Origin of the sequence: Candidatus Magnetobacterium casense (genome assembly GCF_000714715.1) — a bacterium.
Classification (GTDB): domain Bacteria; phylum Nitrospirota; class Thermodesulfovibrionia; order Thermodesulfovibrionales; family Magnetobacteriaceae; genus Magnetobacterium; species Magnetobacterium casense.
The window spans coordinates 105218-130718 of the sequence record NZ_JMFO01000004.1 but is presented as its reverse complement, the minus strand read 5'-3'; the positions used below and the strand labels follow the sequence as shown (position 1 = coordinate 130718).

At 49.2% G+C, this 25501-nt stretch carries 26 protein-coding genes; 14 read left to right on the top strand and 12 right to left on the bottom strand.

Translation table 11 applies throughout. The features are described from left to right. Nucleotides 1–8 precede the first annotated feature (8 nt). The 12 genes from Mcas_RS03515 to Mcas_RS16175 form a co-directional block, all read right to left on the bottom strand. Entirely contained in the window at nt 9–503 is a 495-nt protein-coding gene (locus Mcas_RS03515; protein WP_040334104.1) for a putative metallopeptidase, read from the bottom strand. Between the two features lie 106 nt (nt 504–609). Beyond that, complete coding sequence (locus tag Mcas_RS03510; protein WP_040334103.1) at nt 610–1827, bottom strand: phosphoglycerate kinase; 1218 nt, start codon at nt 1825–1827, stop codon at nt 610–612. A 2-nt stretch (nt 1828–1829) separates the two neighbouring features. Continuing rightward, nucleotides 1830–2831: a type I glyceraldehyde-3-phosphate dehydrogenase gene (gap, locus tag Mcas_RS03505; RefSeq protein WP_040334102.1), complete on the bottom strand. Its 1002-nt coding sequence runs from the start codon at nt 2829–2831 to the stop codon at nt 1830–1832. A gap of 66 nt (nt 2832–2897) precedes the next feature. Continuing rightward, a complete protein-coding gene (locus Mcas_RS03500; protein ID WP_156033079.1) occupies nt 2898–4187 on the bottom strand; it encodes a DUF1015 domain-containing protein in 1290 nt (429 codons plus the stop codon). Between the two features lie 260 nt (nt 4188–4447). After that, nucleotides 4448–5107 (bottom strand): HNH endonuclease, encoded by a 660-nt coding sequence (locus Mcas_RS16185; protein ID WP_052566815.1) that lies wholly within the window; start codon nt 5105–5107, stop codon nt 4448–4450. Beyond that, complete coding sequence (locus tag Mcas_RS16180) at nt 5094–6329, bottom strand: AAA family ATPase (protein ID WP_052566814.1); 1236 nt, start codon at nt 6327–6329, stop codon at nt 5094–5096. Before Mcas_RS16180 ends, Mcas_RS16185 begins: the two co-directional genes overlap by 14 nt. Before the next feature lie 35 nt (nt 6330–6364). Further along, entirely contained in the window at nt 6365–6607 is a 243-nt protein-coding gene (locus tag Mcas_RS03485) for an AbrB/MazE/SpoVT family DNA-binding domain-containing protein (protein ID WP_200873623.1), read from the bottom strand. A 70-nt stretch (nt 6608–6677) separates the two neighbouring features. Then, nucleotides 6678–7040 (bottom strand): hypothetical protein, encoded by a 363-nt coding sequence (locus tag Mcas_RS03480; RefSeq protein ID WP_040334099.1) that lies wholly within the window; start codon nt 7038–7040, stop codon nt 6678–6680. Further along, complete coding sequence (locus Mcas_RS03475) at nt 7015–8538, bottom strand: sigma-54-dependent Fis family transcriptional regulator (protein ID WP_040334098.1); 1524 nt, start codon at nt 8536–8538, stop codon at nt 7015–7017. Before Mcas_RS03475 ends, Mcas_RS03480 begins: the two co-directional genes overlap by 26 nt. Before the next feature lie 9 nt (nt 8539–8547). After that, nucleotides 8548–9240, bottom strand: a complete 693-nt coding sequence (gene radC, locus Mcas_RS03470; protein ID WP_040334097.1) for a RadC family protein — start codon at nt 9238–9240, stop codon at nt 8548–8550. Next, nucleotides 9237–9713: an OsmC family protein gene (locus Mcas_RS03465; protein ID WP_040334096.1), complete on the bottom strand. Its 477-nt coding sequence runs from the start codon at nt 9711–9713 to the stop codon at nt 9237–9239. Before Mcas_RS03465 ends, radC begins: the two co-directional genes overlap by 4 nt. A gap of 303 nt (nt 9714–10016) precedes the next feature. Further along, a complete protein-coding gene (locus tag Mcas_RS16175; protein ID WP_052566813.1) occupies nt 10017–12872 on the bottom strand; it encodes an ATP-binding protein in 2856 nt (951 codons plus the stop codon). A 274-nt stretch (nt 12873–13146) separates the two neighbouring features. Here Mcas_RS16175 and Mcas_RS03455 point away from each other — a divergent pair, with 274 nt between their 5' ends. From Mcas_RS03455 to Mcas_RS03395, 14 genes are all read left to right on the top strand, one after another. Then, nucleotides 13147–14109, top strand: coding sequence for a sulfite exporter TauE/SafE family protein (locus Mcas_RS03455; protein ID WP_040334095.1), 963 nt, complete (start codon nt 13147–13149; stop codon nt 14107–14109). A gap of 48 nt (nt 14110–14157) precedes the next feature. Next, entirely contained in the window at nt 14158–14574 is a 417-nt protein-coding gene (locus Mcas_RS03450; RefSeq protein WP_040334094.1) for a hypothetical protein, read from the top strand. Next, a complete protein-coding gene (locus Mcas_RS03445; RefSeq protein WP_040334093.1) occupies nt 14574–15425 on the top strand; it encodes a universal stress protein in 852 nt (283 codons plus the stop codon). The genes Mcas_RS03450 and Mcas_RS03445 overlap by 1 nt, the downstream gene beginning before the upstream one ends. A gap of 109 nt (nt 15426–15534) precedes the next feature. Further along, nucleotides 15535–16443 carry an RpnC/YadD family protein gene (locus Mcas_RS16170; RefSeq protein ID WP_052566812.1) on the top strand — a complete coding sequence of 303 codons (909 nt, stop codon included), beginning with the start codon at nt 15535–15537 and terminating at the stop codon, nt 16441–16443. Between the two features lie 84 nt (nt 16444–16527). Next, the gene (locus Mcas_RS17990; protein ID WP_156033077.1) at nt 16528–16689 is read left to right on the top strand and encodes a hypothetical protein; all 162 of its coding nucleotides are present in this window, start codon (nt 16528–16530) and stop codon (nt 16687–16689) included. A 98-nt stretch (nt 16690–16787) separates the two neighbouring features. After that, on the top strand, nt 16788–16988 hold the full coding sequence (locus Mcas_RS03440; protein ID WP_156033074.1) for a hypothetical protein: 201 nt from the start codon (nt 16788–16790) through the stop codon (nt 16986–16988). 184 nt (nt 16989–17172) lie between these two features. Beyond that, complete coding sequence (locus Mcas_RS03435) at nt 17173–18057, top strand: hypothetical protein (protein WP_040334091.1); 885 nt, start codon at nt 17173–17175, stop codon at nt 18055–18057. Nucleotides 18058–18066: 9 nt separating this feature from the next. Beyond that, a complete protein-coding gene (locus Mcas_RS03425) occupies nt 18067–19635 on the top strand; it encodes a VCBS repeat-containing protein (RefSeq protein WP_156033072.1) in 1569 nt (522 codons plus the stop codon). Between the two features lie 188 nt (nt 19636–19823). Beyond that, on the top strand, nt 19824–20363 hold the full coding sequence (locus Mcas_RS03420; RefSeq protein ID WP_040334088.1) for an RpnC/YadD family protein: 540 nt from the start codon (nt 19824–19826) through the stop codon (nt 20361–20363). A 38-nt stretch (nt 20364–20401) separates the two neighbouring features. Beyond that, entirely contained in the window at nt 20402–20659 is a 258-nt protein-coding gene (locus tag Mcas_RS03415; protein WP_156033070.1) for a hypothetical protein, read from the top strand. A 399-nt stretch (nt 20660–21058) separates the two neighbouring features. Beyond that, complete coding sequence (gene rplI, locus Mcas_RS03410) at nt 21059–21502, top strand: 50S ribosomal protein L9 (protein WP_040334086.1); 444 nt, start codon at nt 21059–21061, stop codon at nt 21500–21502. Nucleotides 21503–21585: 83 nt separating this feature from the next. Continuing rightward, the gene (dnaB, locus tag Mcas_RS03405) at nt 21586–22965 is read left to right on the top strand and encodes a replicative DNA helicase (protein ID WP_040334085.1); all 1380 of its coding nucleotides are present in this window, start codon (nt 21586–21588) and stop codon (nt 22963–22965) included. 117 nt (nt 22966–23082) lie between these two features. Further along, complete coding sequence (gene amrB / locus Mcas_RS03400; protein WP_040334084.1) at nt 23083–23916, top strand: AmmeMemoRadiSam system protein B; 834 nt, start codon at nt 23083–23085, stop codon at nt 23914–23916. Nucleotides 23917–24248: 332 nt separating this feature from the next. Further along, complete coding sequence (locus Mcas_RS03395) at nt 24249–25493, top strand: beta-ketoacyl-[acyl-carrier-protein] synthase family protein (RefSeq protein WP_040334083.1); 1245 nt, start codon at nt 24249–24251, stop codon at nt 25491–25493. The last annotated feature ends 8 nt before the right edge of the window (nt 25494–25501 follow it).

The following is a 25501-nucleotide window of genomic DNA, read 5'->3' as shown; positions in this document are numbered from 1 at the left end:
AGAGTACATTAATAGTCGCCTTCGTCTTTGCCTTCGTTTTCTTTGTCGAGGTCGTACAGGGACATGGCTACCTCTCTGACGCGCTCGTCCCATCTGATGTCGTCCTTGTTGAGTTCGAGTTCGGCGTAAAAATTCTCTACGTCGTGCCCGACCAGCTTGTAGGGGTTCTTGGGGGATTCGGGGTCTACGATTATGTGACGGAGCTGGTGTCTGATCAATCGCACCTGGTCTTTTTTATCGATGTTAGTAAATGTCAGTTTGTCCAGAAACAGGATAAAGTCATAGCCTTCGGCGGTGGCGGTGTCTTCTTTTGTGAGGTGTCTGGTGAGGTCGTTTGTCTTCTGTATCCGTCCCAGGACGATGTTACCGCTGCTGGTTCTCTTTTTCCTGTCAAACAGCACCCTGATACTGACGTTTATGAGATCGGAGAAGTACTGGTTCCTTACCTCATTGACCAGGGCTATAACGCTGGACGGTGCGTCCTCAAATCTGTTAAATGCCAATTCCTTACACCTCCTCCTTGGTATCGTCTGATTATGTTACCCGTGGCAAGGGAGAGACAGGACATGTTGTCCACCCAGCCTCCCACCCACGGGTTATTCAAAAGGGTTATTTCTTTGTAAGCGCTGCCACCCCTGGCAGTACCTTACCTTCGAGAAGCTCCAGAGAGGCGCCTCCACCGGTTGATATAAAGGATACCTTGTCGGTTACCCCGGCCCTCTTAACGGCCAACACCGAATCTCCACCGCCAATGATGGTAGTGGCCTTGATATTTGCTACGGCATTGGCCAGGTCAAAGGTGCCCTTGGCAAAGGTGTCTATTTCAAAGAGTCCCATTGGGCCGTTCCACACGACCGTCTTGGCATCGGAGAGTGCATCTGCAAAGAGCTTTGAAGACTCCGGGCCGATGTCGAGGATGCGCCATCCTGCGGGGACCTTATTGGCCGGTGCCACCTTGGTCGGAGCGCCCTGCTCGGCCTTTTCGGCTATCAGGCAATCAACGGGCAGGAGAAAGTTGACCTTGAGTTCCTTCATTTTTGCCATGACGTTTTTTGCGACGTCGAGCATATCGTCTTCGCAGAGGGAGTCTCCGATCTCATATCCCATAGCCTTGAAAAACGTGTTGGCCATACCCCCGCCAACGATGACCTTGTCCACCTTGCTTGCCAGGTGGTCGAGCACGCCGATCTTGCCCGATACCTTGGCCCCGCCAACGATGGCCACAAACGGCCTCACAGGCGATTCCACGGATACCAGCAGGTAGTTCAGCTCTTTCTCCATCAACAGTCCTGCCGCCGAGGTCGGGACAAACCTGGTTATTCCCTCGGTGGTGGCATGTCCCCTGTGTGCGGTGCCGAAGGCGTCGTTTACGTAGACGTCGGCCAGCTTGGCCAGGGACTTGGAGAATTCGGGGTCGTTCTTTTCCTCTTCTGCGTGGAAGCGAACGTTTTCCAGGAGCAGGACGTCACCGTCCTTCATATCGGCAACCATCTTTTCAACCTCGGGGCCAACACAATCTGGGGCAAAGGCCACCTTTTTGCTTTTATCGCCTGTGCGGCTCGCACTGAGCAGCCCCTCCAGGCACTTTGCCACGGGTTGGAGCGTGTACTTGGGATTGGGTTTTCCCTTTGGCCTGCCGAGGTGGGAGGCGAGGATCACCTTGGCGCCCTTGTCGATAGCCATGTTTATGGTCGGCAGGGCCGCACGGACACGGTTGTCATCCGTGATGTTGTTTGCCTCATCAAAGGGGACATTGAAGTCAACCCTGATGAAGGTTCTTTTGCCCTTGAGGTCGAGGTCCCTTATTACTATCTTGTCAAGTGCCATTATTACCTCCTGGAGATAACATACAGGGCGAGGTCCCGCAGGCGGCAGCTATAACCCCACTCGTTGTCGTACCAGGATATGACCTTTGCCATGTTACCGATGACCTTTGTCAACTCGGCGTCAAAGCTGGAGGAGTGTGGGTTGCCCTTAAAGTCGGAAGACACCAGGGGTATGTCAACGTATTGGAGGATACCCTTCATGGGACCTTCGGCGGCCTTTTTGATGGCGGCGTTTATTTCATCTTTTGTGGCCTCTTTGGCGAGTTCCACGGTGAGGTCTACGACGGAGACGTTAGGGGTTGGTACGCGCATTGCAAAGCCGTCGAGTTTGCCCTTTAGCTCCGGCAGCACCAGACCGATAGCCTTTGCAGCGCCGGTGCTTGAGGGGATTATGTTTATTGCGGCTGCCCTTGCGCGTCTGAGGTCCTTATGTGCCAGGTCCAGCACCCTCTGGTCGTTGGTGTATGAGTGGACTGTCGTCATTAGTCCCTTGACTATGCCAAAGGTGTCGTTTATGACCTTTGCCACGGGGGAGAGACAGTTGGTTGTACATGATGCGTTAGAGATTATCTTGTGTTTGGCGGGGTCTAGTTTATCGGAGTTGACGCCCATACACACGGTGATATCCTCATCGGTGGCCGGGGCCGATATCAATACCCATTCCGCTCCGGCTGCGAGGTGCTTTGCGGCATGTTCTTTTTTGGTAAAGAGTCCGGTTGACTCAACGGCAATCTCTACTCCGAGGGCCTTCCAGGGAAGTGCTGCCGGGTCTCTCTCTGCAACCACCTTGACGGACTTGCCGTTTACCACGATAGTGTCGTCCTTGACTGAAACATCGGCCTTGAGATTACCAACCACAGAGTCGTACTGCAGCAGATGAGCAAGGCTCTTGGCGTCCGTAAGGTCGTTTACCGCTACAATTTCTATTTCGGGGTTATCCATGCAGGCCCTGAAAAAGTTCCTGCCTATCCTTCCAAAACCATTTACACCTATTTTTACTGCCATTGAAACCTCCTAAAATTTAACTTAATATTTGAATATATAGCAGAGACTAAGTCTTACTATATGATACTACAAGTCTTGCAAATAATTGATCACCAGCCCTGTTGGAATCTTGGGATAGAAGTACGTTGACTTGGGCGGCATCTTGACGCCGGTTTGTGCCGAGAGGCGGACGTCTTCGACCCTTGTGGGGTTTAGTATGAATGCCGCCTTAAACTGGCCGTCTCTGACCATGTCTATGGTCTTTGCCGTATCCATTTCGTAACCGAAGTCGTTGACGTCAAAGAGTTGTTTAAACACCACGTTGTGTAACAGGACGACGTCTGTGGCATCGAGGCCATGTAGTTGTTGTCCGTTGTAGCGCAGGACGTAGAAGCCCTCATGGCCGTGCAGGTACAGGCCAAAGGTGTGGGGTTGACCGTTGATGGCTGCATTTATGGCATAACGTGCCGAGGGGTCGGTCTTGTGCAGGGCCGGCGTTGTGATGTGTTCGACCTTGAACTGTTCTTTAAGCGTTGTTATGGGGTCTTTTGGTGTGCCATCGTGGTGGAGATTGATCATCCTGTGTGTAGGCAGAATGGTCAGGCCGCCCTCCGCTGCATTGACCAGGAGCATCATGACGTAGTCGTAGTCCTTGCGTTGTGTGTGGGAGGTTCCGGTTTTGAGGTGGCATTGCTGTTGCATTATGCGTTGGTACTCCAGTGCGGTTTCGTAGCGGTGGTGTCCGTCGGCGATGAACAGGTCGTTTCCGCTGAGGTTAGCGCTTATGGCGGCGACGTCGTCGGGGGCGTTGATGATCCAGCATTTGTGGTGTATGGAGTCATCGTCGTCGAATTCAAAGTACGGTTTGGTGTTGAGTATCTTGTCATAGAGGCTGTCAAGTCCCTTGTCCGGGTCGTTGTAGATGGCAAAGATTGGGCTTATGTTTGCGCAGCAGGCACGCATGAGGTTGAGTCTGTCGAGTTTAGGTTTTGCCTTGGTCATTTCGTGGGGATAGATACCCTCGCCGTGTTGTACGAGTTTCACGGCGGCAAAGACGCCTCGCATGGCAATCTGTTTGCCTTCGACGGAGTAGTCGGTTTCATAGAGGTAGAATGCCGGTTTGTCTTCAAACTTGATGATACCGTCTGTGAGCCAGCCCTTGAGGCTTTCGGAGGCCCGGAAGTACTTGTTGCATATATCGGTGTCATCGGCAAACTCCTTGCCGCACTCAACCCTGGCGATGTTGAACCGGCTCTTGAGGTAAAGCGCATCCTGTCTCTGTGGCGTGATGATGTCGTATGGGGGAGCAATGACGTCCTCCATAGCCACCCGCCCCGGGTCGTACAACAGCCCTCTGAAGGGGATTACCTCAGTCAATCGTGTCTCTCTCAACAATCAAAGTGTAGGTATTATAGCATGTCTTGTGATTAAAATCAAACGGAATTTTAGGGGGGGCATAAATTTTTGGTGGCATCAGGGAAGCATTATTTACTGTTTTTTTCTAAATAGCCATTTAATGCTGTTTTTGGAGATGGATTCCCGTTTTCACGGGAATGACAGGAAATGGCATTTTGCGCCCATATGTGTCATTCCTGCACAAGCAGGAATCCATTAGCCACTACTTTCTTATGCACCCTTTAGGGGCTGAGTAGTTTGTTAAATTCATTCCTTAATTCCTCATTGTCCTTTACTATCCAATGCTTAAATGCAGTAAAGGCAGAGGAACTGCTTAAGTGCCATTCTATCTTTTTATAAGTCTCATTGTCTTTGTCATACTTGAAATAGTCAAACAGCAATTTTCCAAAAATTACCATTTCTTCTATCAAACTCTCTCTGATATTCTCCGCTTCCTTCTTTTTTAATTTGGTGGTTCCTGTATATACAGCGTTTAAAAGTTCGACGGTTTCTTTGACTTCATCTTCATTCTTTAATGCCGTTATCTTTGGTTTTTCCTTAGGGTAAGGCTTAATCTCATATTGAATCCAATTTAATACGTCATGTTTTGAATCAGTACAATTTAAAATATTTTTATATTTGTTTGTTTTAGTGTTATTACAGTGCCAACAAGCATAGAACAAATTTTTCCAGTCAAACATCAAGTCTTTATTTCCTTCATGTGGGATAAAATGTTCAACATTTATTCCAGTTGGTCCTTTATATTCACATATGTAACATTTGTTTTTGAATTCTTCTGCTACTTTTTTTATAACTTCACCACATTTATAATCACCATTAGGTTTTATCTTTTCTATTTCCAGACAATCTGGCGCTATTTGTGATTTTTTAACGTTTACCATTCTTTATGTTTTTAAGTAACAACACCAATTGCACTTGTTGGAATTTTAGTTTTAACTCTGGGGCTAAAAATGCAGGTATTTCTTTTAGATACATTTCCAGTTTAAACAGTTTATCTTCTTCTTCTTCTGTCAGCATTTCAAGACCTGCCAAACGTTCATACCTTTCAATCTTATCTTTAACAACCTGAGAATATTTATCAGAATCAAAATAATCCTCTACAATACTGCTATAGGAATACCCACTGAAGTCACTCGCTATGATATTATTTTCCAAGTCACAGATTACAGCGTTTTCAATTGAATTTAACACAAACGGCGAATGGGTTGTAACAATAAATTGAACATTTGGAAAAAACGATGTCAGAAGCGGCAAAATCTTTTTTTGCAACGAGACATGCAAGTGTGTCTCGATTTCATCTATCAAGACAATTCCTTGGATATCGTAGCTCTTGGTTCTATGTGGTTCCATCCTCATGATGATTTCTGACATTATATCGAAGATTGCCGAATAACCATCAGAAAGTTGATTAAACGTAAATTTCTCTCTGTCTCTTTTGACTATATGATAGTCGTAATTTTTTATGTCAAATTCCAATTTGATTTCATTATCCTCAAATATCTCTTTGAGCCTTTGTTCAAATATTTCGAACCAGTTATTTATGTTCTTAACAGTATCTGTATCATTTCCTCTTTCAGCAAAAAGTCTGTCTACTTGTAAATTTACGATATGTTGTATGAATTCAGAACTTGCTTTATCGTTAAAGACATATTGTTGTTTAATTTCAATTTTTCTTATACCTGTAGGTTGTTTTAATTCCGCTTTTCTCCTGGCGTTAAAAAACGCAAAAAAATGCTCACCCCTAATGTACGAAGCTCTATAAAATAAGTAGCTATGGTTAAAATATAACTCTATGCCTGTTTTTTTTATGATTTTTTCTAATAATATGCTAGTCTCTATTTTTCTATGAGTTCTTTTGTTCAGGAAGGTTCTTTTGTTATGGTCCAAAAATTCCTTACCAGCTATAGAGTTAATATATTTATCTTGATCAGCATTACCTAAATAGTCTCTTATTGCCTCCAAGACCGAAGTCTTACCGCTCCCGTTTATACCTGTGAAGATCAGATGTTGTCTCGATATACCCGAAAGTGAGATATTAATATCCATTAGATGCCTAACCTTACGGATATTTACCTTGGTTATGTATACGTTTTCGTCTGCCATATATCTGCCATATACTTTTGTTAAATTATGGTTCTTTAGTATTTCATATGGGTAATTTTTTCTACCCTATCTAAAGAATCATCTATGAGTAAGGTATCCTCACCTCTTTGGGCCATTAGTTTAAAGGCCTTGTCCCAGTTTTTTCTTGGTTTTTCCTTTACCGGTTTAACAATGAGTGTATTTCCATTTATTTCAAGCTCTGCTTCCTCATCGTCAAAGCCACACTGTTTCATAACAGCATCAGGTATCCTTATTCCACTATAATTGCCTATAGACACAATGCTCACTCTCATTACTAATTATAGCTGTTACACATTTTATCTGTCCAGGCACCCTGGTACACAATTCCTATGGCATGTTGATCTTCAGGTCGTAACTGCCCACGGAGACCTCCGAGGCAATGCCGGCATCCCACAACAGAGACATCGTCTTTGCCCGGGAACGCTCCGGCACCATCACGATTAACCGTGTTCCCTGCTGGATTAACTCCTTCCACTGCCTTATCTTATCGGGGGTTATACTGCCTTCGCTCTCCACCTCCACTACGGCCATGACCATGCCAAGGTTCTTGAGGATCAGGTTTGGGTAATGCCCATCAAGGACGTGTTTCCTTTCTCCCTCAAGGTTGACTGCAATCTCTGAGTAATCCTTTGCCAGCCTGGCCTTGAGATGCCTCACCAGCCAGTCATGAAATATCTTGTCTGATTCCATACTTTTTCACCTTATAACAAATTTGTCTTGGCGTAATGCCAAGCACCCTGGCGGCCTGCGCATAGACCCATCCGGTCTTGACAAGCGCCTCAATAATATGTGTCTTCTCCAACTGCAGCAGCGGCAACGCCTTACCTGATACACCCACCACCGGCGTAGCCGCAGCCATCGACGCCCGTATGTTCAACGGCAAACGCTCAGGCACTACCACGTCCTCTGGGGTCATGATGACCATCCGCTCGACGGCGTTTTCCAGCTCACGCACATTGCCGGGCCACTGATACTCCAGCATCAGCCTTAGGGCATCGGGGGAGAGGTTTACCTGGCGGACATTTTCGGCGTTGAACTTGTCAAGGAAGAACTCGATCAACGCACCGATGTCCTCCCTCCGGTGACGCAGCGGTGGGAGCGTCACGGGCACCACGTTGAGCCTGTAGTACAGGTCCTCCCTGAACTTGCCCTCCCGCACGAGGCCCTCAAGGTCCCTCGACGTGGCGGCGATCACACGGACATCGACCTTGATGGTTCTTTCGCTGCCGATCCGCTCAAACTCCCTCTCCTGGAGCACGCGCAGGAGTTTTGGCTGGAGCGAAGACGTCAGGTCTGCTATCTCATCCAGGAAGATGGTGCCCTTGTGGGCCAACTCAAAGCGTCCCTTTCTGAGATTGGCCGCACCGGTAAAGGCGCCCTTTTCGTGACCAAACAGTTCGGCCTCAAGGAGTCCCTCGGGGATCGACGCACAGTTGAGCTTTACAAACTGCTCGTTGGCACGCGGCCCCATGTAGTGTATGGCCCTGGCAATCAGCTCCTTGCCCGTGCCGCTTTCGCCCATGAGCATTACGGTGGCCCTCGATGGCGCCACCCTGTGCACCGCCTCATATACTACCTGCATCGCTGCGGAATTGCCCACGACGTTGTCTATGCTGTATTTGCCCTTTAGCTCAAACTTCAGGGCATCCCGCTGGGCAATCAGCTCCTGCTTTTCCTGCTGCACCTGCCCGTGGAGCCTGACCGCCTGCGCTATCAACGCCGATACGATCTTCAACAGTCTCAGGTCATCATCCAGGGATATGCCCTTTGACTCAAGCGGCCTGTCTACGCTCAACACCCCCAGTATCTCGCGACCAAACTTGACCGGAACACACAAAAAGGCGGCATCCTCACTGGCGATGTCAGGACGTGCCCCCGTCTTGTTCAGGAAAAACGGCTCATCCTTTATGTTAGGGATGACGATGGGATAGCCCGACTTGGCCACCTGACCCATGATTCCCTCGCCCTTCTTGTATCGTCCGAGCTCTATTTCGCTGCGACTGAGGCCGTGGGCGGCCCGTATCACCAACTCATTGTCTTCTATGAGGGCGACGGTTGCGCGCTTGAGGTCGAGAAACACGCACAGAAACTTCATCGTCATCTTGAGCGTCCTGTGGATATCCAGCGAAGAACCAAGCAACTTGCTTATCTCATAGATGACGTTTAGTTCTGCTGTATCTCGTCTCATCCGGACAGGCTATATCAGCCCCTTTTGGCTGAGGCTTACGTAGTCGTCGTTGGTCACGATCAGGTGGTCGTGGATGATGATGCCGAGGGTATCTGCGGTACGCTTGAGGTTTTTGGTGAGCTTGATGTCATCCTCTGAGACCTTGAGGCTTCCACTGGGGTGGTTGTGGACGAGAATCATGGCGGTGGCCTTGTGTCTCAGGGCGTTTTCAAATATCTTGCGCGGATAAACAACCGTACTGTTGACCGTCCCCTCGCTGACTACTTCAAAGGCAACGATTTCGTTTCTGGCGTTCAGGAAGAGCGTCATAAACCGTTCGTCCTTGAGCGAGCCAACGGATATACGGAGATAATCAATAATGTCATCGGGGCAGCGGACCACCTGCCTTTCCAGGAGTGTCTCACGCATGTAGAGTTCCACGAAGTCCCTGGCAAGCTTTATCAGTATGGCAGTCTGTCTGCCGACCCCGCCCACCCCAATTAGGTCATCCATCCCGGCATCGAGCAGCCCCCTGATGCCATCAAACCGGCCCAACAGGTCCTTTGCCTGGGGCTTTACATCCCTGCGACTGTGGACAAACGTCAGCAACAGTTCAACGGCCTCGTAGTCGTTAAGTGAGTCTATGCCGCCTCTGACATACCTGTCTCTGAGTCTGCTGCGATGTCCCAGGTAGTGGGGTTTGCTGCCATTGGCTTTGGTCATTCCTCTTTGGTCAACTCATACTTGATGTTGAGCTTGATGTCTCTTCTCAGGGAGTGGTAGACGCCGCAGTACTTGTTGATTGAGAGGTCGAGTGCCCTGTCTACTTTCTTCTCCGTGAGGTTTTTGCCCGTTATGTAGAGCATGATGTCAAAGCCCGTGAAGTAGTGTGGGGGGGACTCTTGCTTAATGCCCGTGATATTGGTCTTCATGGCGGTGATCGTAGCCTTCATCTTTTGCAGAAACATGAGGCAGTCTGTGGAGATGCACGCTGCAAGGCTCATCATCACGGGTTCCGACGGCTGACATCCCCATTCGACGTTTGCGTCGTAGTCTATTTCGTAGCCCTTCTGTGTGCGTCCGAGGAATATTAAGTCCTTGTCCCACGTCAGGGTTCCCTTAAACGTTGTGGCTACCTTGGCCTTATAGCTTCCCAGGGAGCCTTCCAGGTCTTGTATCTCTGGTTCATCGGTCATTTCCCTTACCTCCGATAAAGTTTTTATGTCGTTATATTATAGCAGATTTCGATTTGAACTGCCTCAACACTGTTGCCTGTCACATCAACACGTATGCTAATTATCATAAGAATTATACTGAAATGACACAGTTTTTTTCAGGCATGATAATTGAGTGTGAAATAATGGGGGTCAAGGGGTAATGTTGTTGACTTAAGCATAAAGATGTCTGAACCACGATTTAACGGCCTGGCGACTGTAAGGAGCGATTTGATTATCAGGATTATGTTAAGAAGGCTTCGTTTTTGTTTTCCTGTAAATCTTTTAATCTGTACTCATAATCTTATCAAATGTGGATATCTGCAGTGCTCGTCCTATCTCTCCGAGCCTGACCAAGGCATCTTCAAAGTCAAAATTTGCGATACTCTCCTGCACCGTTCTTGCCGCATCTGTGTGTCCTGTACACCCAAGTCTGTCAACTAAACCATCCATAACGCCAACGGCCTGCGGATCATCATCGGCCAAAAGCGCTGCCAGTTTTATCATGTCATCGGCAAGGCTGTCCATGTCTACAATAGCGTCAGTCCCTGCCGTCGCCTCAACCTCATGCGACATACCTTCAGAAATCCTCCTCAGTAAGTCGGCGAGTTCACCATCTGCCTCAGCCATCGCCTCATACAAGCAAGCCGTCTCACCCCTGTTCAGAATGTCTTCCAGCCTAGCCGCCAGATCGAACATCCTGTTGGCCCCGATGTTGCCCGCAAGCCCCTTGAGCGTATGGGCATGGCGGATTGCGGTTTCGGCATCGTTGTTTTCCGTGGCAGCCTTAATCCGTGTAATTGCATCGGCTTGATTTTCACTGAAACGGGTGATTAATTTACGCAGCAACCTGACATTACCACCTACACGTCTTAGAGCCTTGTCCGTTTCAATGCCGGTGATATTTGGCATGGCATCGTCTGTTGCTACCGCAGGGGCGATGCTTGATTCAGGAGCAGGTGCTTTGGGCTTGATCCAGCGCACCAGGGCACTAAAGAGTTGGGCGACATCTATCGGTTTGGCAATGTGGTCGTTCATACCGCATTGGATACACTTCTCCCTGTCCCCGGCCATCGCATTGGCAGTCATGGCCAGTATGGGGAGAGCGGCAAAGCGTTTATCCCCCCGAATCCTGCGGGTAGCCTCAAAGCCATCCATCACGGGCATCTGACAATCCATGAGCACGCCATCGTAGTCCGCCAGGGCGACCTTTTCCACTGCCTCAACACCGTTGCCTGCCACATCAACACGTATGCCCACCCCCTGGAGAATTTCCAACGCCAGCTCCTGATTGACTGCGTTGTCTTCGGCCAGCAATAAATTAGCACCCCTGAGAAGTCTTCCGGCCTCCTCGTAATCCGCCTGCCTGTGCTGTTTGCGTGGTCGCCGCAGGACTGATTTGCCGAAAATATCAAGTTGCGTGGAGGTTGATAGCTCAGGCTGCTCCGCCTGCAGGCCAAACCTGGCGGTAAAATGAAAGGTACTGCCAACACCGGGGGTGCTTTCGACTCCTATTTCTCCGTCCATCATTTCCACCAGGCGCCTGCTGATGGTTAGCCCAAGGCCGGTGCCACCATACTTGCGCGATGTTGAGTTATCCGCTTGCGAAAAGGCGGTGAACAGTTTTCCGAGCTCTTCTTCGGTGAGACCAATGCCGGTGTCGCTTACATCAAAACGCAAAAACACCCCGTTAGCTTCATTGGCAATGCACCGGATACTTACGGTAATTTCACCAAATTCGGTAAATTTAATGGCATTGTTGACCAGGTTGAGCAGAACCTGTCCCAGCCTCAGCGGATCGCCTCTGAGGGCTGTGGGCACATCGGTTGCTATGTCAAACAGCAGTTGCAGTCCCTTGTCCTGTGCCTTGATTACGGAGAGGTCTGCAAGGTTTTCCATGACATCTTCCAGGTAGAAATCTGTGGTTTCAAACTCCAGTTTGCCCGCCTCTATCTTGGAAAAGTCCAGAATGTCGTTGATAATCCCAAGGAGGTTTTTGGCGGCAGACTCGATCTTTTCGATGTAGTTACGCTGCTTTGCATCGAGGTTTGTATGCAAGGCCAGGTGTGACATGCCAATGATGGCGTTCATCGGGGTACGGATTTCGTGACTCATGTTGGCAAGGAAGTCGCTCTTGGCCCTTGTTGCTTCCTCGGCAACATCCTTGGCTACCTGCAACTCCGCCTGGATGATGTCCCGTTGACAGATCGCGCGCCTCAAGCGCCGATTCCAGATGAGCACAAAGGTAGTGATAGCAAGCAACGAAGCCGCAACCGGTCCAAAGACCTTCCAGTTAATCCTTGCCTGATATTCAACGGTAAGCCACCGGCCCGTTATTGCTGCCCGTTCCTGCTTGGACATGCTTGCCAGGGCCTTGTCGAGCGCGGACGCCAACAGCGGCCAATCCTTTCTGACACCGAATGCTATGTCATAGATGTAGGGGGTCTGCGCTGCTATCTTGAGATTGGTCAGGCCGAGCCTATCCATGTTATAGGATACCATGGCCATGTTATCTATGTAGGCATCTATTTTGCCTGAGGAAAGCTCCACAAGGGCAGTGCGGACATCAGGCAGCGATACCAGCGGCACATCCGGATAATCACGCTTCATACTTGTCTCGACAATCAGCCCCTTCAACACACCAACCCTGAGACCTTCAAGGTCATCTATGCCGCTGATGTATCGGACATTCTGGCGGGTAACAATGACCGATGCAAAGGTGGCATGAGGCTTGGTAAACAGGATGCTCTTTGCACGCTCCGGGTCGGGCGAAATCTTCGGTATAACATCCACTTCACCCTCTTTCATCTTCTTCATGGCTGCACCGACATTAAGGCCGGAGACCAGGACAATTTCAATGCCAAGCCGCTTGGCACAGGCCTCTATAAATCCGGCGCTGATGCCGGAGTAAACGCCCTTTTCGTCGATAAACTCAAACGGCGGACGCGCAGAGTCCACCCCCAAACGCACTTGTTTGCCGGCCAGAAATGCCCTTTCAGCAGGGGTCAATTCCACCGTCGCATTTCCATCCACGGTTGCCCATGCAAAGATTGGAATAAAAAACGCATCAAACAACAACAGGAACAAACCTGCCATGATGCACAGTCTGATGCGTCTCAGTAAATCACCAGCCGACAGCAAATGACCTCCTCCACGGGGCTTTCGGTTCCTCTGACGTACTCCAAAGCGTGGTTGCATATTCCACCATTGTCAGGTTATATTCTAACACAAAGGCGGTATTAGCTTCACAGGTATTTAGCGTCACATGTCTACATGGGGGAGGTGTTTCTGCAGAGAGTCGTCTCTTGTGTTGCAAAAAGAAACGCTGTAGATTCTTTTTGCAACACTATGATATAATCCATACACATTTAGAAGCAAGTTATGCTTCTATAAAAAAATATGGAGGTTATCAGAGATGTCAATTGTCAAAAAAGCGCTTTTCTTACTAGCAATAGTCACCCTTGTGATGGGTGCTCTGTCGCCATCATTTGCCGGGGAGCCGGCCGGGGAGGTGGCAGGGAAGGCAAGTGCGGTTGCGTGGTGGGTGTGGCCACTGGGGTTATTTGTGTTGACCTTTGTGCTTGGAATTGTGGCCGTGCTGGGTGGTGTTGGAGGCGGGGTGTTATTTGTCCCGATTGTGGGTGGGTTTTTCCCGTTTCACCTTGACTTTGTAAGAGGGGCCGGTTTGTTGGTTGCCCTGGCCGGGGCGTTGGCGGCAGGTCCCGGGCTTTTGAAAAAGGGACTCGCCAATCTGAGACTCGCCCTGCCGGTTGGGTTGATAGCCTCCGCTTGTGCCATCGTAGGGGCAATGATCGGTCTGGCGCTGCCTACCAATGTCGTCCAGACGTCCCTAGGAATCACCATCATCGGCATTGTCCTTATAATCTTAAAGGCCAAGAAGTCCGAGTATCCCGAAGTCAAAGAGGCCGATGCCCTCTCCACGGCCTTAGCTATAAACGGCATCTACCACGAAGTATCCACAGGGCAGGACATACACTGGAAGATACACAGGACCCTCCCCGGCTTTCTCCTCTTCATTGTCATCGGCGTGATGGCAGGAATGTTTGGGTTGGGTGCTGGATGGGCAAACGTTCCTGTTCTGAACCTGCTCATGGGTGCCCCGTTGAAAGTTGCTGTGTCCTCAAGCAAGTTCCTGCTCTCCATTACCGACACATCAGCCGCATGGATATACATCAACAACGGGGCCGTGTTGCCGATGATCGTTGTTCCCTCCATTATTGGCATAATGCTTGGCTCTATGGTGGGAGTAAAGATCCTTGCCAAGACCAAACCGGCGGCGGTAAGGTATATCGTCATCGTGATGCTCTCATTTGCGGGTCTGCGTGCCCTGCTTAAGGGATTAGGCATATGGACATAACAACATTTTTTAACAAAAATCTGATAAACTATAAGGAGGACTAGAAAATTGGAAAAAAAACAGGTTGCTACCGAAGAACAACTGACATATGCCAAACTCCTCGACATCGGAATGAAGTTGGGGATAGTGATGTTGTTTGTTTCATTTATGATCTATATAACGGGGGTATTCTCTCCGTTTGTACCAGTGGACGATCTGCCGAAACTGTGGGGGTTGTCCGTCCACGAGTATCTTGAAAAGACCGGTATTCATCCGGGTTGGGCATGGCTTCACCTGCTTGGTAAGGGGGATTTCCTCAACTTTGCCGGAATTGCCTTCCTGGGTGGAGTTACGATAATATGCTTTCTGGCGATAATACCGATCCTTTTCAGAAAGAAGGACACCGTTTATGGCGTAATAGCAGTGATTGAGGTACTGGTCCTGGCGCTGGCGGCATCGGGACTGTTAAAAACAGGAGGGCACTAATGGTCAATGACAAGTATAAGATGAACCTGATGGGGGACCTCAAATCGATCCTCCTGGCAACGGACGGTTCGGAGTTCAGTCGGGGGGCGATCAAGGAGGCCATTAGCTTTGCAAGGGCGTGCAAGACCATCCTGACGGTGCTGAGGGTGCTTGAGTACAATCCCGAGTTTGAGACCGAGGGAAATCGCTACGTAGAGCAACTGGAGCTGGCCGCAAGGAAGCACTTCGACGACATCCGCAGTATGGCCTCGGAGGAGAATGTGGAGTGTGACATCATAGTGCGCAGGTCTGTGCAGGCCTATGAGAGCGTGGTGGAGGAGGCCGTTAGGCAGAAGGCCGACGTAATCGTAATGGGCAGGAGGGGCAATACGGGGCTGAAGAGGCTCGTTCTTGGGAGTCAGACGGCCAAGACCATTGCATATGCCCCGTGCAAGATACTCGTGGTGCCCAAGGATGCCGAAATAAAAGGCGAAAACATCATGCTTGCAACCGACGGCTCCAAGTACAGTGATGCGGCCGAGCAGGAGGCCATCAACATGGCAAGCAGGTGTCCGTTTGTAAAGAACTTCCTGGCAATATCCGTCGTCTCCTCAAAGGACAAACTGCCGGAGGCACAGAGGAACCTCGAAAAGGTAAAGGAAAACGCCGAAAAAAGAGGCGTCAAGGTCGAAACGCTGCCCCTTGTGGGTGAGCCGTACAAGGCCATAGTCAATGCCTCGATGGAGGCAGGCATCGATATAACCATCATGGGGTCGCACGGAAGAACCGGTATAGAGAGGCTCCTGATGGGAAGTGTAGCCGAAAGAGTGGTTGCCCTGTCCATGGGATCGGTAATCGTCTCCAAGATATAAGTTAAGAAGGGGGTGGTTTTCGACAGGGATATCCACCCCCTACGTCACTTTCTGATGTGCAAATATTAACTGTTGACAGGAACACTTCTGTGGTATTATCATAATAGTTATGCACCAGAAGTATGATATAGTATTAAAGGATATCGTTAAAGATGCGCCGCGGAGGTTTCTGAAGCTGCTGACGGGGTATGATACGGGCAAATTCATAGATATCCAGTTCCCGGATATTCAGATCAGGGAGGTTGATATCTTGATTGAGCTGCCGGATAGCAATATAGCCCACATTGAGATGCAATCGTCAAACGATAGCGATATGTTGGGGCGTATGTATCTCTACTCCGGGTTCATATACAACCAGTACAAGAAGTTACCGTTACAGATTGTCTTGTATATCGGTAATAAGCCGTTAAACATGAAAAGCAGTATGAAGTTTAAGCGAATAAAGTATTCCTACGAATTGATAGACGCCCGTACTCTTGATGGCAACCAACTCATTGACAGTGATGACCCTGATGATATTATATTGGCTATTCTGTGCAGGTTCGACGATGCCGATGTTATGATAAAGAGGATTCTTGCCAAACTCTATCGGTTACAACCCAGAAAAAGGGAGAATTATATAAGGAAATTTCTATATCTTGCCGGATTAAGAAATCTGGCCGCCAAGGTAAAACAGGAGGTACTGAACATGCCGATAACAATTGATTTGGATGAATACGAGTTCTTTAAGGATATATTTACAAAGGGTGAACTCAAAGGCAGACAGGAAGGTGAACTCAAAGGCAGACAGGAAGGCGAACTCAAAGGCAGACAGGAAGGCGAACTCAAAGGTGAACTCAAAGGCAAACTGGAAGGGATAGAAGGGATGCTTGAAATCAAGTATGGTCCGGAGGGACTGGAGCTTATGGATATGCTCAGGGGCATTGATAAGGTCGATAGACTTGATGAATTCAGGGCGCTTATCAAGAGGTCCACGTCAGTAGCCCAGTTGAGATTGTACCTGCAGGGTAACGCTTGAGCTTGCCGTTGAACAACGTCTGCCGCAGTTATAGGTTTAAATGCGACTCTAAATATAGTCCAGACTATAAGGAGGACACGTGTTATGAAGGTTAGCGATATGACAGTTGAAGAGTTTGAAAGGTCAATAGAAACCATTACGGAAATATATAGCTACGCCCAAGAGCTTGCCATTGATAAGGGATTTGAAAATCTAACCGATTCCGATATAGAGAAAATCATACATGAGTCAAGAGGTCTTTGCTGAAAAGGATAGTTCTGGATACCAATGTCCTTATATCCGCGTTGTTCTGGAAAGGCCCTCCACGGATTATATATGACATGGTACAGGAAAGGAGGGTTGTTATGATGTTTAGTCCGGATATGGGGCCTGTCCGTGCTCTTGACTTTTCTGAAACACTCGTTATATACTTGCGGTATGATGATGTCAGTAAAGAATGTGAAGAAGGAGGTTTTTTTATGCGGTTGAGAGATTATTTTCAGCCTGATATGCCGGGATATTCCAGTTTTGGCGCAAGTCTTGCTCTCTCTCTATCTATCCATTAACGCACCTTCAGCAACATTAACACCCCCAGATTTTTTCTTTTCCACGGTATTTTTGCGTTTAATTGGACTACCACTTATCAACGTCATTGTTGTATATTGTCCGGCCTTTTTCATCAACGAAGTAGCAATCAAAGGGCACTCACGCATTTTGCGTGCAAATTAAACACAGTTCGGAGGTACTAAGATGAGGTTTAGTAACACAGGTTTAAAGAAAGTAGTTGGGGTTAACGTAGCGATTGTTGCGTTGCTGTTTCTGACGTTGTCGGCATACGCAGGTTCGGTGCCAAACGTGTTCACGTCGGGGACGGTCGCCAAGTCCAGTGAGGTCAACGCAAACTTTACCTACCTGGGGGAGCGGTGCTGGGATAAGTCGGGGGGTAGTTTGTATTACAACGGTGGGAATGTTGGGATTGGAACAAGTAGTCCAAGTACTGAATTTCAAATTATAGATACAAACAATAATTTAGAAATCATGGCGGTTGTAGGTGGAGGTCCTACGTCAGGATGGCCACAGAATGGTAAGCACGTTGTGAGATTCGGATCTCAGAATAATGAGGGTGAAGGGGGACAAGTAATATTTTCTGGTTCAAGTGGTTATCAAAATTGGATGGTAGATACGTGGCAAGGCAATTTTCGTATCGCTGGGGATAATCCAAATTCACAAGCGACAGGTGATGTGCTTATAGGTAGCAAGGTGCTTATAAATCCTTCAGATATAACGGTTAGACCTGCAGGCACGCTTGATGTTAACGGTTCAATATATCAACGCGGCTCACAGTTACACGCAGATTACGTTTTCGAACCTGTTTACAAATTAGAAACAATAGAAGAGCATAAGAAATTCATGTTTGAGGAAAAGCACTTAAAGGCCATTCCAAAAGCTAAAAAGGATGAAATGGGACAAGACATTGTAGAATACGGTGTTCATGTGCGTGGTATTCTTGAAGAGTTAGAAAAAGCCCATGTATACATTGCCCAAATGAATGATACAATAAAATCTCAGCAGAAGATTATTGAAAAGTTGACTGATGAGGTTAAGACTTTCAACAGAAATTTATCAGAGAAGTGAGACGACAGGATGAGAAGAATTGTCTTAACACTAATGATAGGTCTGCTGCTAGCGTCATCAGTATGGGCAGTTAGCACGTGGGACGGCATGACGTGGGATACGGGCTATTGGGATGTTTCACCAACACCTACGCCCACCCCGACACCTACGTCTACACCGACGCCAACGCCAACTCCTACACCCACAGCGACACCGACTTCCACACCCACGGTAACTCCTACACCAACACCTACTCCAACGGCAACGCCCACTCCCACACCAACGGCTACAGCAACGCCGACACCTACTCCGTCGGCAACCCCAACACCTACACCGACTGTAACACCGACTCCAACTCCGACGGCAACAGCAACTCCTACGCCAACACCAACCCCGGTAACGCTGACAATCACAAAACAGGGCACCGGTGACGGCACTATAACAACGTCAACGGGCAGCCTCAACTGGAGTGGCAACACTGGCACGGCGCTGTATGCGCTTAACACACAGGTGATAGTCACTGCGGTGGCGGACAACGCCTCAATGTTTAACGGCTGGACGGGATGCGACGTAACCATCGGCAATCAGTGTACGGTAAATATGACGGCATCAAAGGGCATCACCGCTGAGTTCAACGGTGTATGCAAGAAGACAAAGAAGGACTTTGACGGCGACGGCAAGAGCGACGTCCTATGGCAGAACTCAAATAACGGCGACGTGGCAATCTGGCTGATGAACGGTGCTGCAAAGAAGTCCGCGGCCTTCGCTGCCAACGGGGTGCCAAAGAACTGGAAGGTCATAGCGTCGGATGATTTCGATGGCGACGGCAAGGCCGATATCATCTGGCAGAACACGGACACCGGCGACGTCTATGTCTGGCTCATGGACGGCACAAAACCAAACAGCGGGGACTACGTCTACCGTAGCATGACCTCGGAGTGGCAGATAAAGGCAATCGGTGACTTTAACGGCGATTGCAGAAACGACGTCCTCTGGCAAAACACAAGCACCAACGATGTTGTTGTCTGGCTCCTCGATGGCGTCAAGATAAAGTCCAGGGACTTCATAGTCAAGGGCGTTCCCGCCGACTGGGAGGTCAGGGGCGTTGGCGATTTCAATGGCGACGGCAAAACCGATATCCTCTGGCAGAGCAAGGACATCGGTGACGTCTATGCCTGGCTCATGGACGGTGTCAAGATACAGGGAAGCAGCGGTTTTGTGGCCAAGGGGATACCACATCAATGGCAGATCAGGTCAATTGCCGACTACGATGGCGACGGCAAGAGCGATGTACATCTCCAGGATATCGATACCGGCAAGATATACGTCTGGTTGATGGACGGCATAAAGATCAAGGGCGGTGATTTCGTCAGGCCCAAGGGCGGTGCCGATCAGTCAGCGGGTGTGTCAGTGCGTGGTTCCAGCGGTGATACCTGGGCCGTGAAGTCGGTCGGAGATTACAACGGCGATGGCATGAACGACATGCTTTGGCAGGATGGCTCAACTGGCGATGTCTACATCTGGTTTATGGACGGCACGACGATTAACTCCGGAGGTTATGCCGATCACGGCGTGCCAAACGACTGGAGTATCTACTAACAAAGAGAAAGAGAAAGAAGGGGAGCGGTTTACGGCAGGGGTGCCTCACCCCCTCCGCCCTCCCCTCAGACCCCTCCTGCAAGGGGACCAGTCCCCTTAACCCCTTTTATGGCTGTGTTGACATCTTTATCTGATGTGCAAAAATTAACTGTTGACAGGAACACTCCTTTGGTATTATCATAATAGTCATGCACCAGAAGTATGATATAGTATTGAAGGATATTGTTAAAGATGCGCCGCGGAGGTTTCTGAAGCTGCTGACGGGGTATGATACGGGCAAATTCATAGATATCCAGTTCCCCGATATTCAGATCAGGGAGGTCGATATCCTGATTGAGCTGCCGGATGGCAATATAGCCCACATTGAGATGCAATCGTCAAACGATAGTGATATGTTGGGGCGTATGTATCTCTATTCCGGGTTCATATACAACCAGTACAAGAAGTTACCGTTACAGGTTGTCTTGTATATCGGTAATAAGCCGCTAAACATGAAGAGCAGCATGGAGTTTAAGCGAATAAAGTATTCCTACGAATTGATAGACGCCCGTACTCTTGATGGCAACCAACTCATTGACAGTGATGACCCTGATGATATTATATTGGCTATTCTGTGCAGGTTCGACGATGCCGATGTTATGATAAAGAGGATTCTTGCCAAACTCTATCGGTTACAACCCAGAAAAAGGGAGAATTATATAAGGAATTTCTATATCTTGCCGGATTAAGAAATTTGGCCGCCAAGGTAAAACAGGAGGTACTGAACATGCCGATAACAATTGATTTGGATGAATACGAGTTTTTTAAGGATATATTTACAAAGGGCGAACTCAAAGGCGAACTCAAAGGCAAACTGGAAGGGATAGAAGGGATGCTTGAAATCAAGTATGGTCCGGAGGGACTGGAGCTTATGGATATGCTCAGGGGCATTGATAAGGTCGATAAACTTGATGAATTCAGGGCGCTTATCAAGAGGTCCACGTCGGTAGCCCAGTTGAGATTGTACCTGCAGGGTAACGCTTGAGCTTGCCGCTGAACAACGTCTGCCGCAGCTACAGGTTTAAATGCGATTCTGCGATGATCGTAAAGAATGTACACAAGGGGTCTTTTTTTAGTGCTCAGGAGAGATTACCTGTTGCCTGATAGACAGGAATATCTCAGTTCTGGAGCCATTCTTGCTCTCTTTCCTTTAACGTACCTTCAGCAACATTAACACCCCCGGCATTTTTTTATTTTCACTGGTTCATGGACGGTACGACAATCAACTCCTGAGGCTACGCGGCCCAGGGCATGCCAAGCAACTGGCGTATCTACGAACACGGCAAGGGAAAGAAAAATTCTCTGATGCGATAGTCCTGTCACATAGTATGGTTTTTTATGCTATACTATCAGGACTACAAAATTTCAGGAAGGAGTACGACAGATGAAGGTGATCTTAAAAGACGATATTGCCAACCTGGGCAATATGGGGTCAATTGTAAATGTAGCCAACGGCTATGCAAGGAACTATCTCTTGCCAAGAAACCTGGCAGTGGAGGCAAGCGAACGCAATTTGAAGGCCCTCAGGCACGAAAGCCGCAATATCGAAGAAAGAATCAAAAAGCTCAAGACAACGGCAGGTGACCTGGCCACCAGACTGTCATCCGTAACCATCACGCTTACGGCCAAGGCCGGTGAAGAGGGTAAGCTCTTTGGTTCGATTACCAGCAAGGACATATCGGAGGCCCTTGTGGGGGTAGGTTTTACGGTTGACAAGAGGAAGATACACCTGGACAGCCCGATAAAACGTATTGGTGAGCACGTGGTCAAGGTCAGGATTCATCCGGAGGTTTCGGCTGACCTTAAGGTTGAGGTTACGGCTGAATAGGGTAGTGTGTCACCGGCAGAGCCGAATGAATCGTTATGGAGCATTTATGATTGGGGTAACAGCGGATATCGCGTGGTGTATCTATGGCAGATGACACGGCGTTTGACAGGATACCCCCGCAGAACATAGAGGCCGAACAAGCCGTCCTGGGGGCAATACTCCTGGAGCAGGAGGCCATCTATAAGGCTATCGAGGTGATATCCGATGAGGACTTCTACAAGGACTCACACAAGCGTGTCTTCAGGGCTATGCTTGCCATACTAGACAAACACGAGCCTATTGACCTTGTCACCTTGACAGACCATCTGAAAAAAACGGGTGATATCGACAAAATAGGTGGACTGGCCTATCTTTCGACCTTGGTCAACGCAGTTGCCACCTCGGCCAACGTGGCATTTCACAGCAAGATCATACGGGAAAAGGCGCTTATGCGTGGCCTCGTCCAAGGCGCTACCACCATCATATCAACGGTATACGAACAGGGACAGGACGCCGATGACATGGTCGATATTGCCGAAAAGACCATCTTTGAGATAGCAGACAAGCGTGTGCGACAGTCCTTCACCTCCCTTGATGTTATCGTAAAGGAGAGTATCGAACTCGTAGAACATCTTTATGCAAAAAAAGAATCAATAACGGGTACTCCGTCGGGTTTTAAGGACCTTGACGAATTGACCTCCGGGTTTCAGGACAGCGACCTTATAATCATAGGTGGCAGGCCGTCGATGGGCAAGACCGCATTTTGTCTGAACATTGCCCAGTACGTGGGGGTTCACACCAAGAGACCTATTGCCATATTCAGCCTTGAGATGTCCAAGCGTTCGCTTGCGCTGAGGATGCTGTGTTCGGAGGCGATGGTGGACTCAAACAGGGTCAGGAAGGGGATTCTCCGCCGTGAGGAGTGGCCGGTATTGACAGCGGCGGCGGGCAGGCTGGCAGAGGCACCTATCTTCATAGATGACTCCTCCGATATCGGCGTGCTGGAGATGAGGTCAAAGGCTCGGAGGCTAAAGATGGAGCGAGACCTGGGCCTGGTGATCGTTGACTACCTGCAACTGGTGCGCGGCAGGGCAGGGGCGGAACGCAGGGAGCAGGAGATTTCCGAAATATCACGCTCTCTCAAAGGTCTGGCAAAGGAGCTGAATATCCCCGTCATTGCCCTCAGTCAGTTAAACAGGCTTGTGGAACAGCGAAGACCACCAATACCAACCCTGGCAGACCTCAGAGAGTCCGGCGCCATAGAGCAGGATGCCGACGTTATATTGTTTTTATACCGCGACGAGGTGTATAATAGAGACAATCAGGAGTCAAAGGGCAAGGCCGAAATACACATTGCAAAGCAGCGAAACGGTCCGGCCGGGGTAAAGGTAAATCTGACGTTTATGTCTGATTATACCCGCTTTGCCGACTATACGGATTCCCACGAGGGATACTCCGGCAATGGAGACGATAGCAGTTTTTGAGCACTAACCAGAGCTGACTGTTTGGGCATGGCATCGTGAGCCATTGCCGTGTGGTTGGCAGAGACCTCCCGGGGTGCTGGCCGGGGGGACGGAATTAATAACAAGGAGGGTTGGACAATGAAAAGGCAGGCGGCAGTGGCAGGGCACTTCTACAAGGGCATCAGTGAAGAGTTGCAGCTTCAGGTGAAGGGTTTTGTACGGGACGACGAGCAGAAGGACAAGGTCTTTGGCATTGTGAGTCCTCATGCCGGTCTGATATATTCCGGCAGGGTTGCCGGGGCGACATACTCCAGGGTCAGGTTGCCTGATAACATCATCCTGATTGGTCCTAATCACACCGGCATGGGGGAGCGGTTTGCCCTGATGTCGAGGGGGCAGTGGGAGATACCTGCACACACCTTTAGCATAAATGAGGGCATTGCGGATATGCTCCTTGAGCACTCCGTGTTTCTCAAGGACGACCCCATAGCACACTACTACGAGCACTCCCTGGAGGTGCAATTGCCGTTTATTGCGCATTTCTTGTCCACCGCACAATCCCCCGACGTCAGGATCGTACCAATTACGATGCTGCATGCCACCCTGCAGGAGTGCAACCAGGCAGGCATCACCATAGCACGGGTGATACGGATGGCAATAGCCGCAAAAATAGCAACAGACGTTGTCATCGTGGCAAGCTCCGACATGAGCCACTACGTCACCGAAGAACAGGCCCGCTACAAGGACAACCTCGCCATGGAAAAAATACTCGCCATGGACCCCGAGGGGCTGTACAAAGTGGTGCATGACGAAAACATCAGCATGTGTGGGGCCATGCCCGTAACGGTCATGCTCTATGCCTGCATGGAGCTGGGGGCCACAAGGGCAGAGCTGGTTAAGTACGAAACCTCCGCAGAGACAAGCGGCGACTACAACCACGTGGTCGGATACGCAGGCGTGCTTGTTAAGTAACTGGTGATATGCAAAAAACATATCTCTGCGATGTAATGCCCCTCATCGGAAACACAGCCTCTGTGCTTGCCGCAATTTATTGTTGACAAAGATTTGTCTTTAATGATATTCTTTTTATGCTGAAGATAAAAGTGTAAAATTCTATAGAGGTAAGTTAGTATATAAGATTGAGCATTATCAAGAACATATCCTTGCTTGAGGGATCAGACCAAGGGGATATAGAGTGACTTTCCGATGCAGGGAAATGACTTGCTCTGAAGTTCGGTGTTGTCTTTTTTTTGATATATTCACTGTGGATGCAGAAACATTAAGAGATAGGGGAAGTGGTATATATGGATAATTTAGCTAGTGCGAGGATCGTCATAACGGGCGTTGGTCTGACGGCCCCCAACGGAAACAACCTCACGGAGTTCAGGGCAAGCCTCCTGGAAGGTAAATCTGGCGTTACCGTCTTTCACGACCAGATCATGGGTGAGATATTGGCCGGGGTCTGCACTTATGACGACACGCGGTATCAGTCCAAAAAGGAACGCAGGCGTGGCACAAGGGCAGGTTCAATCGGTATCTATTGCACCCACGAGGCTATAACAGACTCCAGGCTCGACCTCAGCCTGTACGACAAATCCAGCATTGGTATCTATGTCGGCATCACGGAACACGGGTGCGCCGAAACAGTCGTGGAATGCTTTGCCATCAAGGAGTTTGACTATAACCCACGGTACGTCTCCCACAACTTCAACCCCAAGGGGATATCGAACAATCCCGCCGGCGAGATAGCCCTCAACCTCAAAATAACCGGGCCGCACTATACAATCGGTGCCGCCTGTGCCGCAGGCAACATGGGGATAATCCAGGGCCTGCAGATGCTCAGACTGGGTGAGGTCGATATCGCAATCGCCGGAGGAGTGTCGGAGACAATACACGCCTTCCCGATAATAGCCAGCTTCAAAAACGGCGGCGCCCTCGCCCACCACTCCGACCCCGCAAAGGCAAGCAGACCCTTTGACGCAGACCGAAACGGCATTGTCATCTCCGAAGGCGGCTGCATCTATATCCTCGAACGACTCGATGACGCACTCAACAGAAACGCCAAAATATACGCCGAAGTCGTGGGATATGCCATAAATACCGACGCATCCGACTATGTCGCCCCAAACTGTGTGCGACAGGCACAGTGCATGCAACTGGCACTCTATAAGGCCGGTATCCGTCCCCAGGATATAGACATAATAAACACACACGCCACCTCCACCCCACTGGGTGATGTGCAGGAGGGGATTTCCATAGACGACGTCTTCGGTATGCACAAGGACGTCCATATCACCAACACCAAGAGCTTCATTGGCCACACAATGGGTGCCGCAGGGGCACTGGAACTAGCCGGAGAACTGCCGTCCTTTGACGACGGCATGATACACCACACCCTGAACCTGGACAACCTCGACCCGGCATGCAAAATCACAAACATCGTCAGGGATAAACCAATGAAGGTCGATAATATCGAGTACATACTCAACAACGCCTTCGGAATGCTCGGTATTAATTCCACAGTAATCGTAAAGAAGTATGGTGCTTAAGCCCAAAA

Excerpts from the sequence above, each read along its gene's own strand:
- Mcas_RS03480 (WP_040334099.1), bottom strand. The coding sequence starts at position 7,040 with ATGGAATCAGACAAGATATTTCATGACTGGCTGGTGAGGCATCTCAAG.
- Mcas_RS03465 (WP_040334096.1), bottom strand. The coding sequence starts at position 9,713 with ATGACCGATGAACCAGAGATACAAGACCTGGAAGGCTCCCTGGGAAGC.
- Mcas_RS16185 (WP_052566815.1), bottom strand. The coding sequence starts at position 5,107 with ATGGTAAACGTTAAAAAATCACAAATAGCGCCAGATTGTCTGGAAATA.
- radC (WP_040334097.1), bottom strand. The coding sequence starts at position 9,240 with ATGACCAAAGCCAATGGCAGCAAACCCCACTACCTGGGACATCGCAGC.
- Mcas_RS17990 (WP_156033077.1), top strand. The coding sequence starts at position 16,528 with ATGAAGGTTAGCGATATGACAGTTGAAGAGTTTGAAAGGTCAATAGAA.
- Mcas_RS16180 (WP_052566814.1), bottom strand. The coding sequence starts at position 6,329 with ATGGCAGACGAAAACGTATACATAACCAAGGTAAATATCCGTAAGGTT.
- rplI (WP_040334086.1), top strand. The coding sequence starts at position 21,059 with ATGAAGGTGATCTTAAAAGACGATATTGCCAACCTGGGCAATATGGGG.
- Mcas_RS03445 (WP_040334093.1), top strand. The coding sequence starts at position 14,574 with ATGGTCAATGACAAGTATAAGATGAACCTGATGGGGGACCTCAAATCG.
- Mcas_RS03510 (WP_040334103.1), bottom strand. The coding sequence starts at position 1,827 with ATGGCACTTGACAAGATAGTAATAAGGGACCTCGACCTCAAGGGCAAA.
- Mcas_RS03415 (WP_156033070.1), top strand. The coding sequence starts at position 20,402 with ATGCCGATAACAATTGATTTGGATGAATACGAGTTTTTTAAGGATATA.
- Mcas_RS03435 (WP_040334091.1), top strand. The coding sequence starts at position 17,173 with ATGAGGTTTAGTAACACAGGTTTAAAGAAAGTAGTTGGGGTTAACGTA.
- Mcas_RS03455 (WP_040334095.1), top strand. The coding sequence starts at position 13,147 with ATGTCAATTGTCAAAAAAGCGCTTTTCTTACTAGCAATAGTCACCCTT.
- gap (WP_040334102.1), bottom strand. The coding sequence starts at position 2,831 with ATGGCAGTAAAAATAGGTGTAAATGGTTTTGGAAGGATAGGCAGGAAC.
- Mcas_RS03395 (WP_040334083.1), top strand. The coding sequence starts at position 24,249 with ATGGATAATTTAGCTAGTGCGAGGATCGTCATAACGGGCGTTGGTCTG.
- Mcas_RS03420 (WP_040334088.1), top strand. The coding sequence starts at position 19,824 with ATGCACCAGAAGTATGATATAGTATTGAAGGATATTGTTAAAGATGCG.
- Mcas_RS16170 (WP_052566812.1), top strand. The coding sequence starts at position 15,535 with ATGCACCAGAAGTATGATATAGTATTAAAGGATATCGTTAAAGATGCG.
- dnaB (WP_040334085.1), top strand. The coding sequence starts at position 21,586 with ATGGCAGATGACACGGCGTTTGACAGGATACCCCCGCAGAACATAGAG.
- Mcas_RS03425 (WP_156033072.1), top strand. The coding sequence starts at position 18,067 with ATGAGAAGAATTGTCTTAACACTAATGATAGGTCTGCTGCTAGCGTCA.
- Mcas_RS03475 (WP_040334098.1), bottom strand. The coding sequence starts at position 8,538 with ATGAGACGAGATACAGCAGAACTAAACGTCATCTATGAGATAAGCAAG.
- Mcas_RS03440 (WP_156033074.1), top strand. The coding sequence starts at position 16,788 with ATGATGTTTAGTCCGGATATGGGGCCTGTCCGTGCTCTTGACTTTTCT.
- amrB (WP_040334084.1), top strand. The coding sequence starts at position 23,083 with ATGAAAAGGCAGGCGGCAGTGGCAGGGCACTTCTACAAGGGCATCAGT.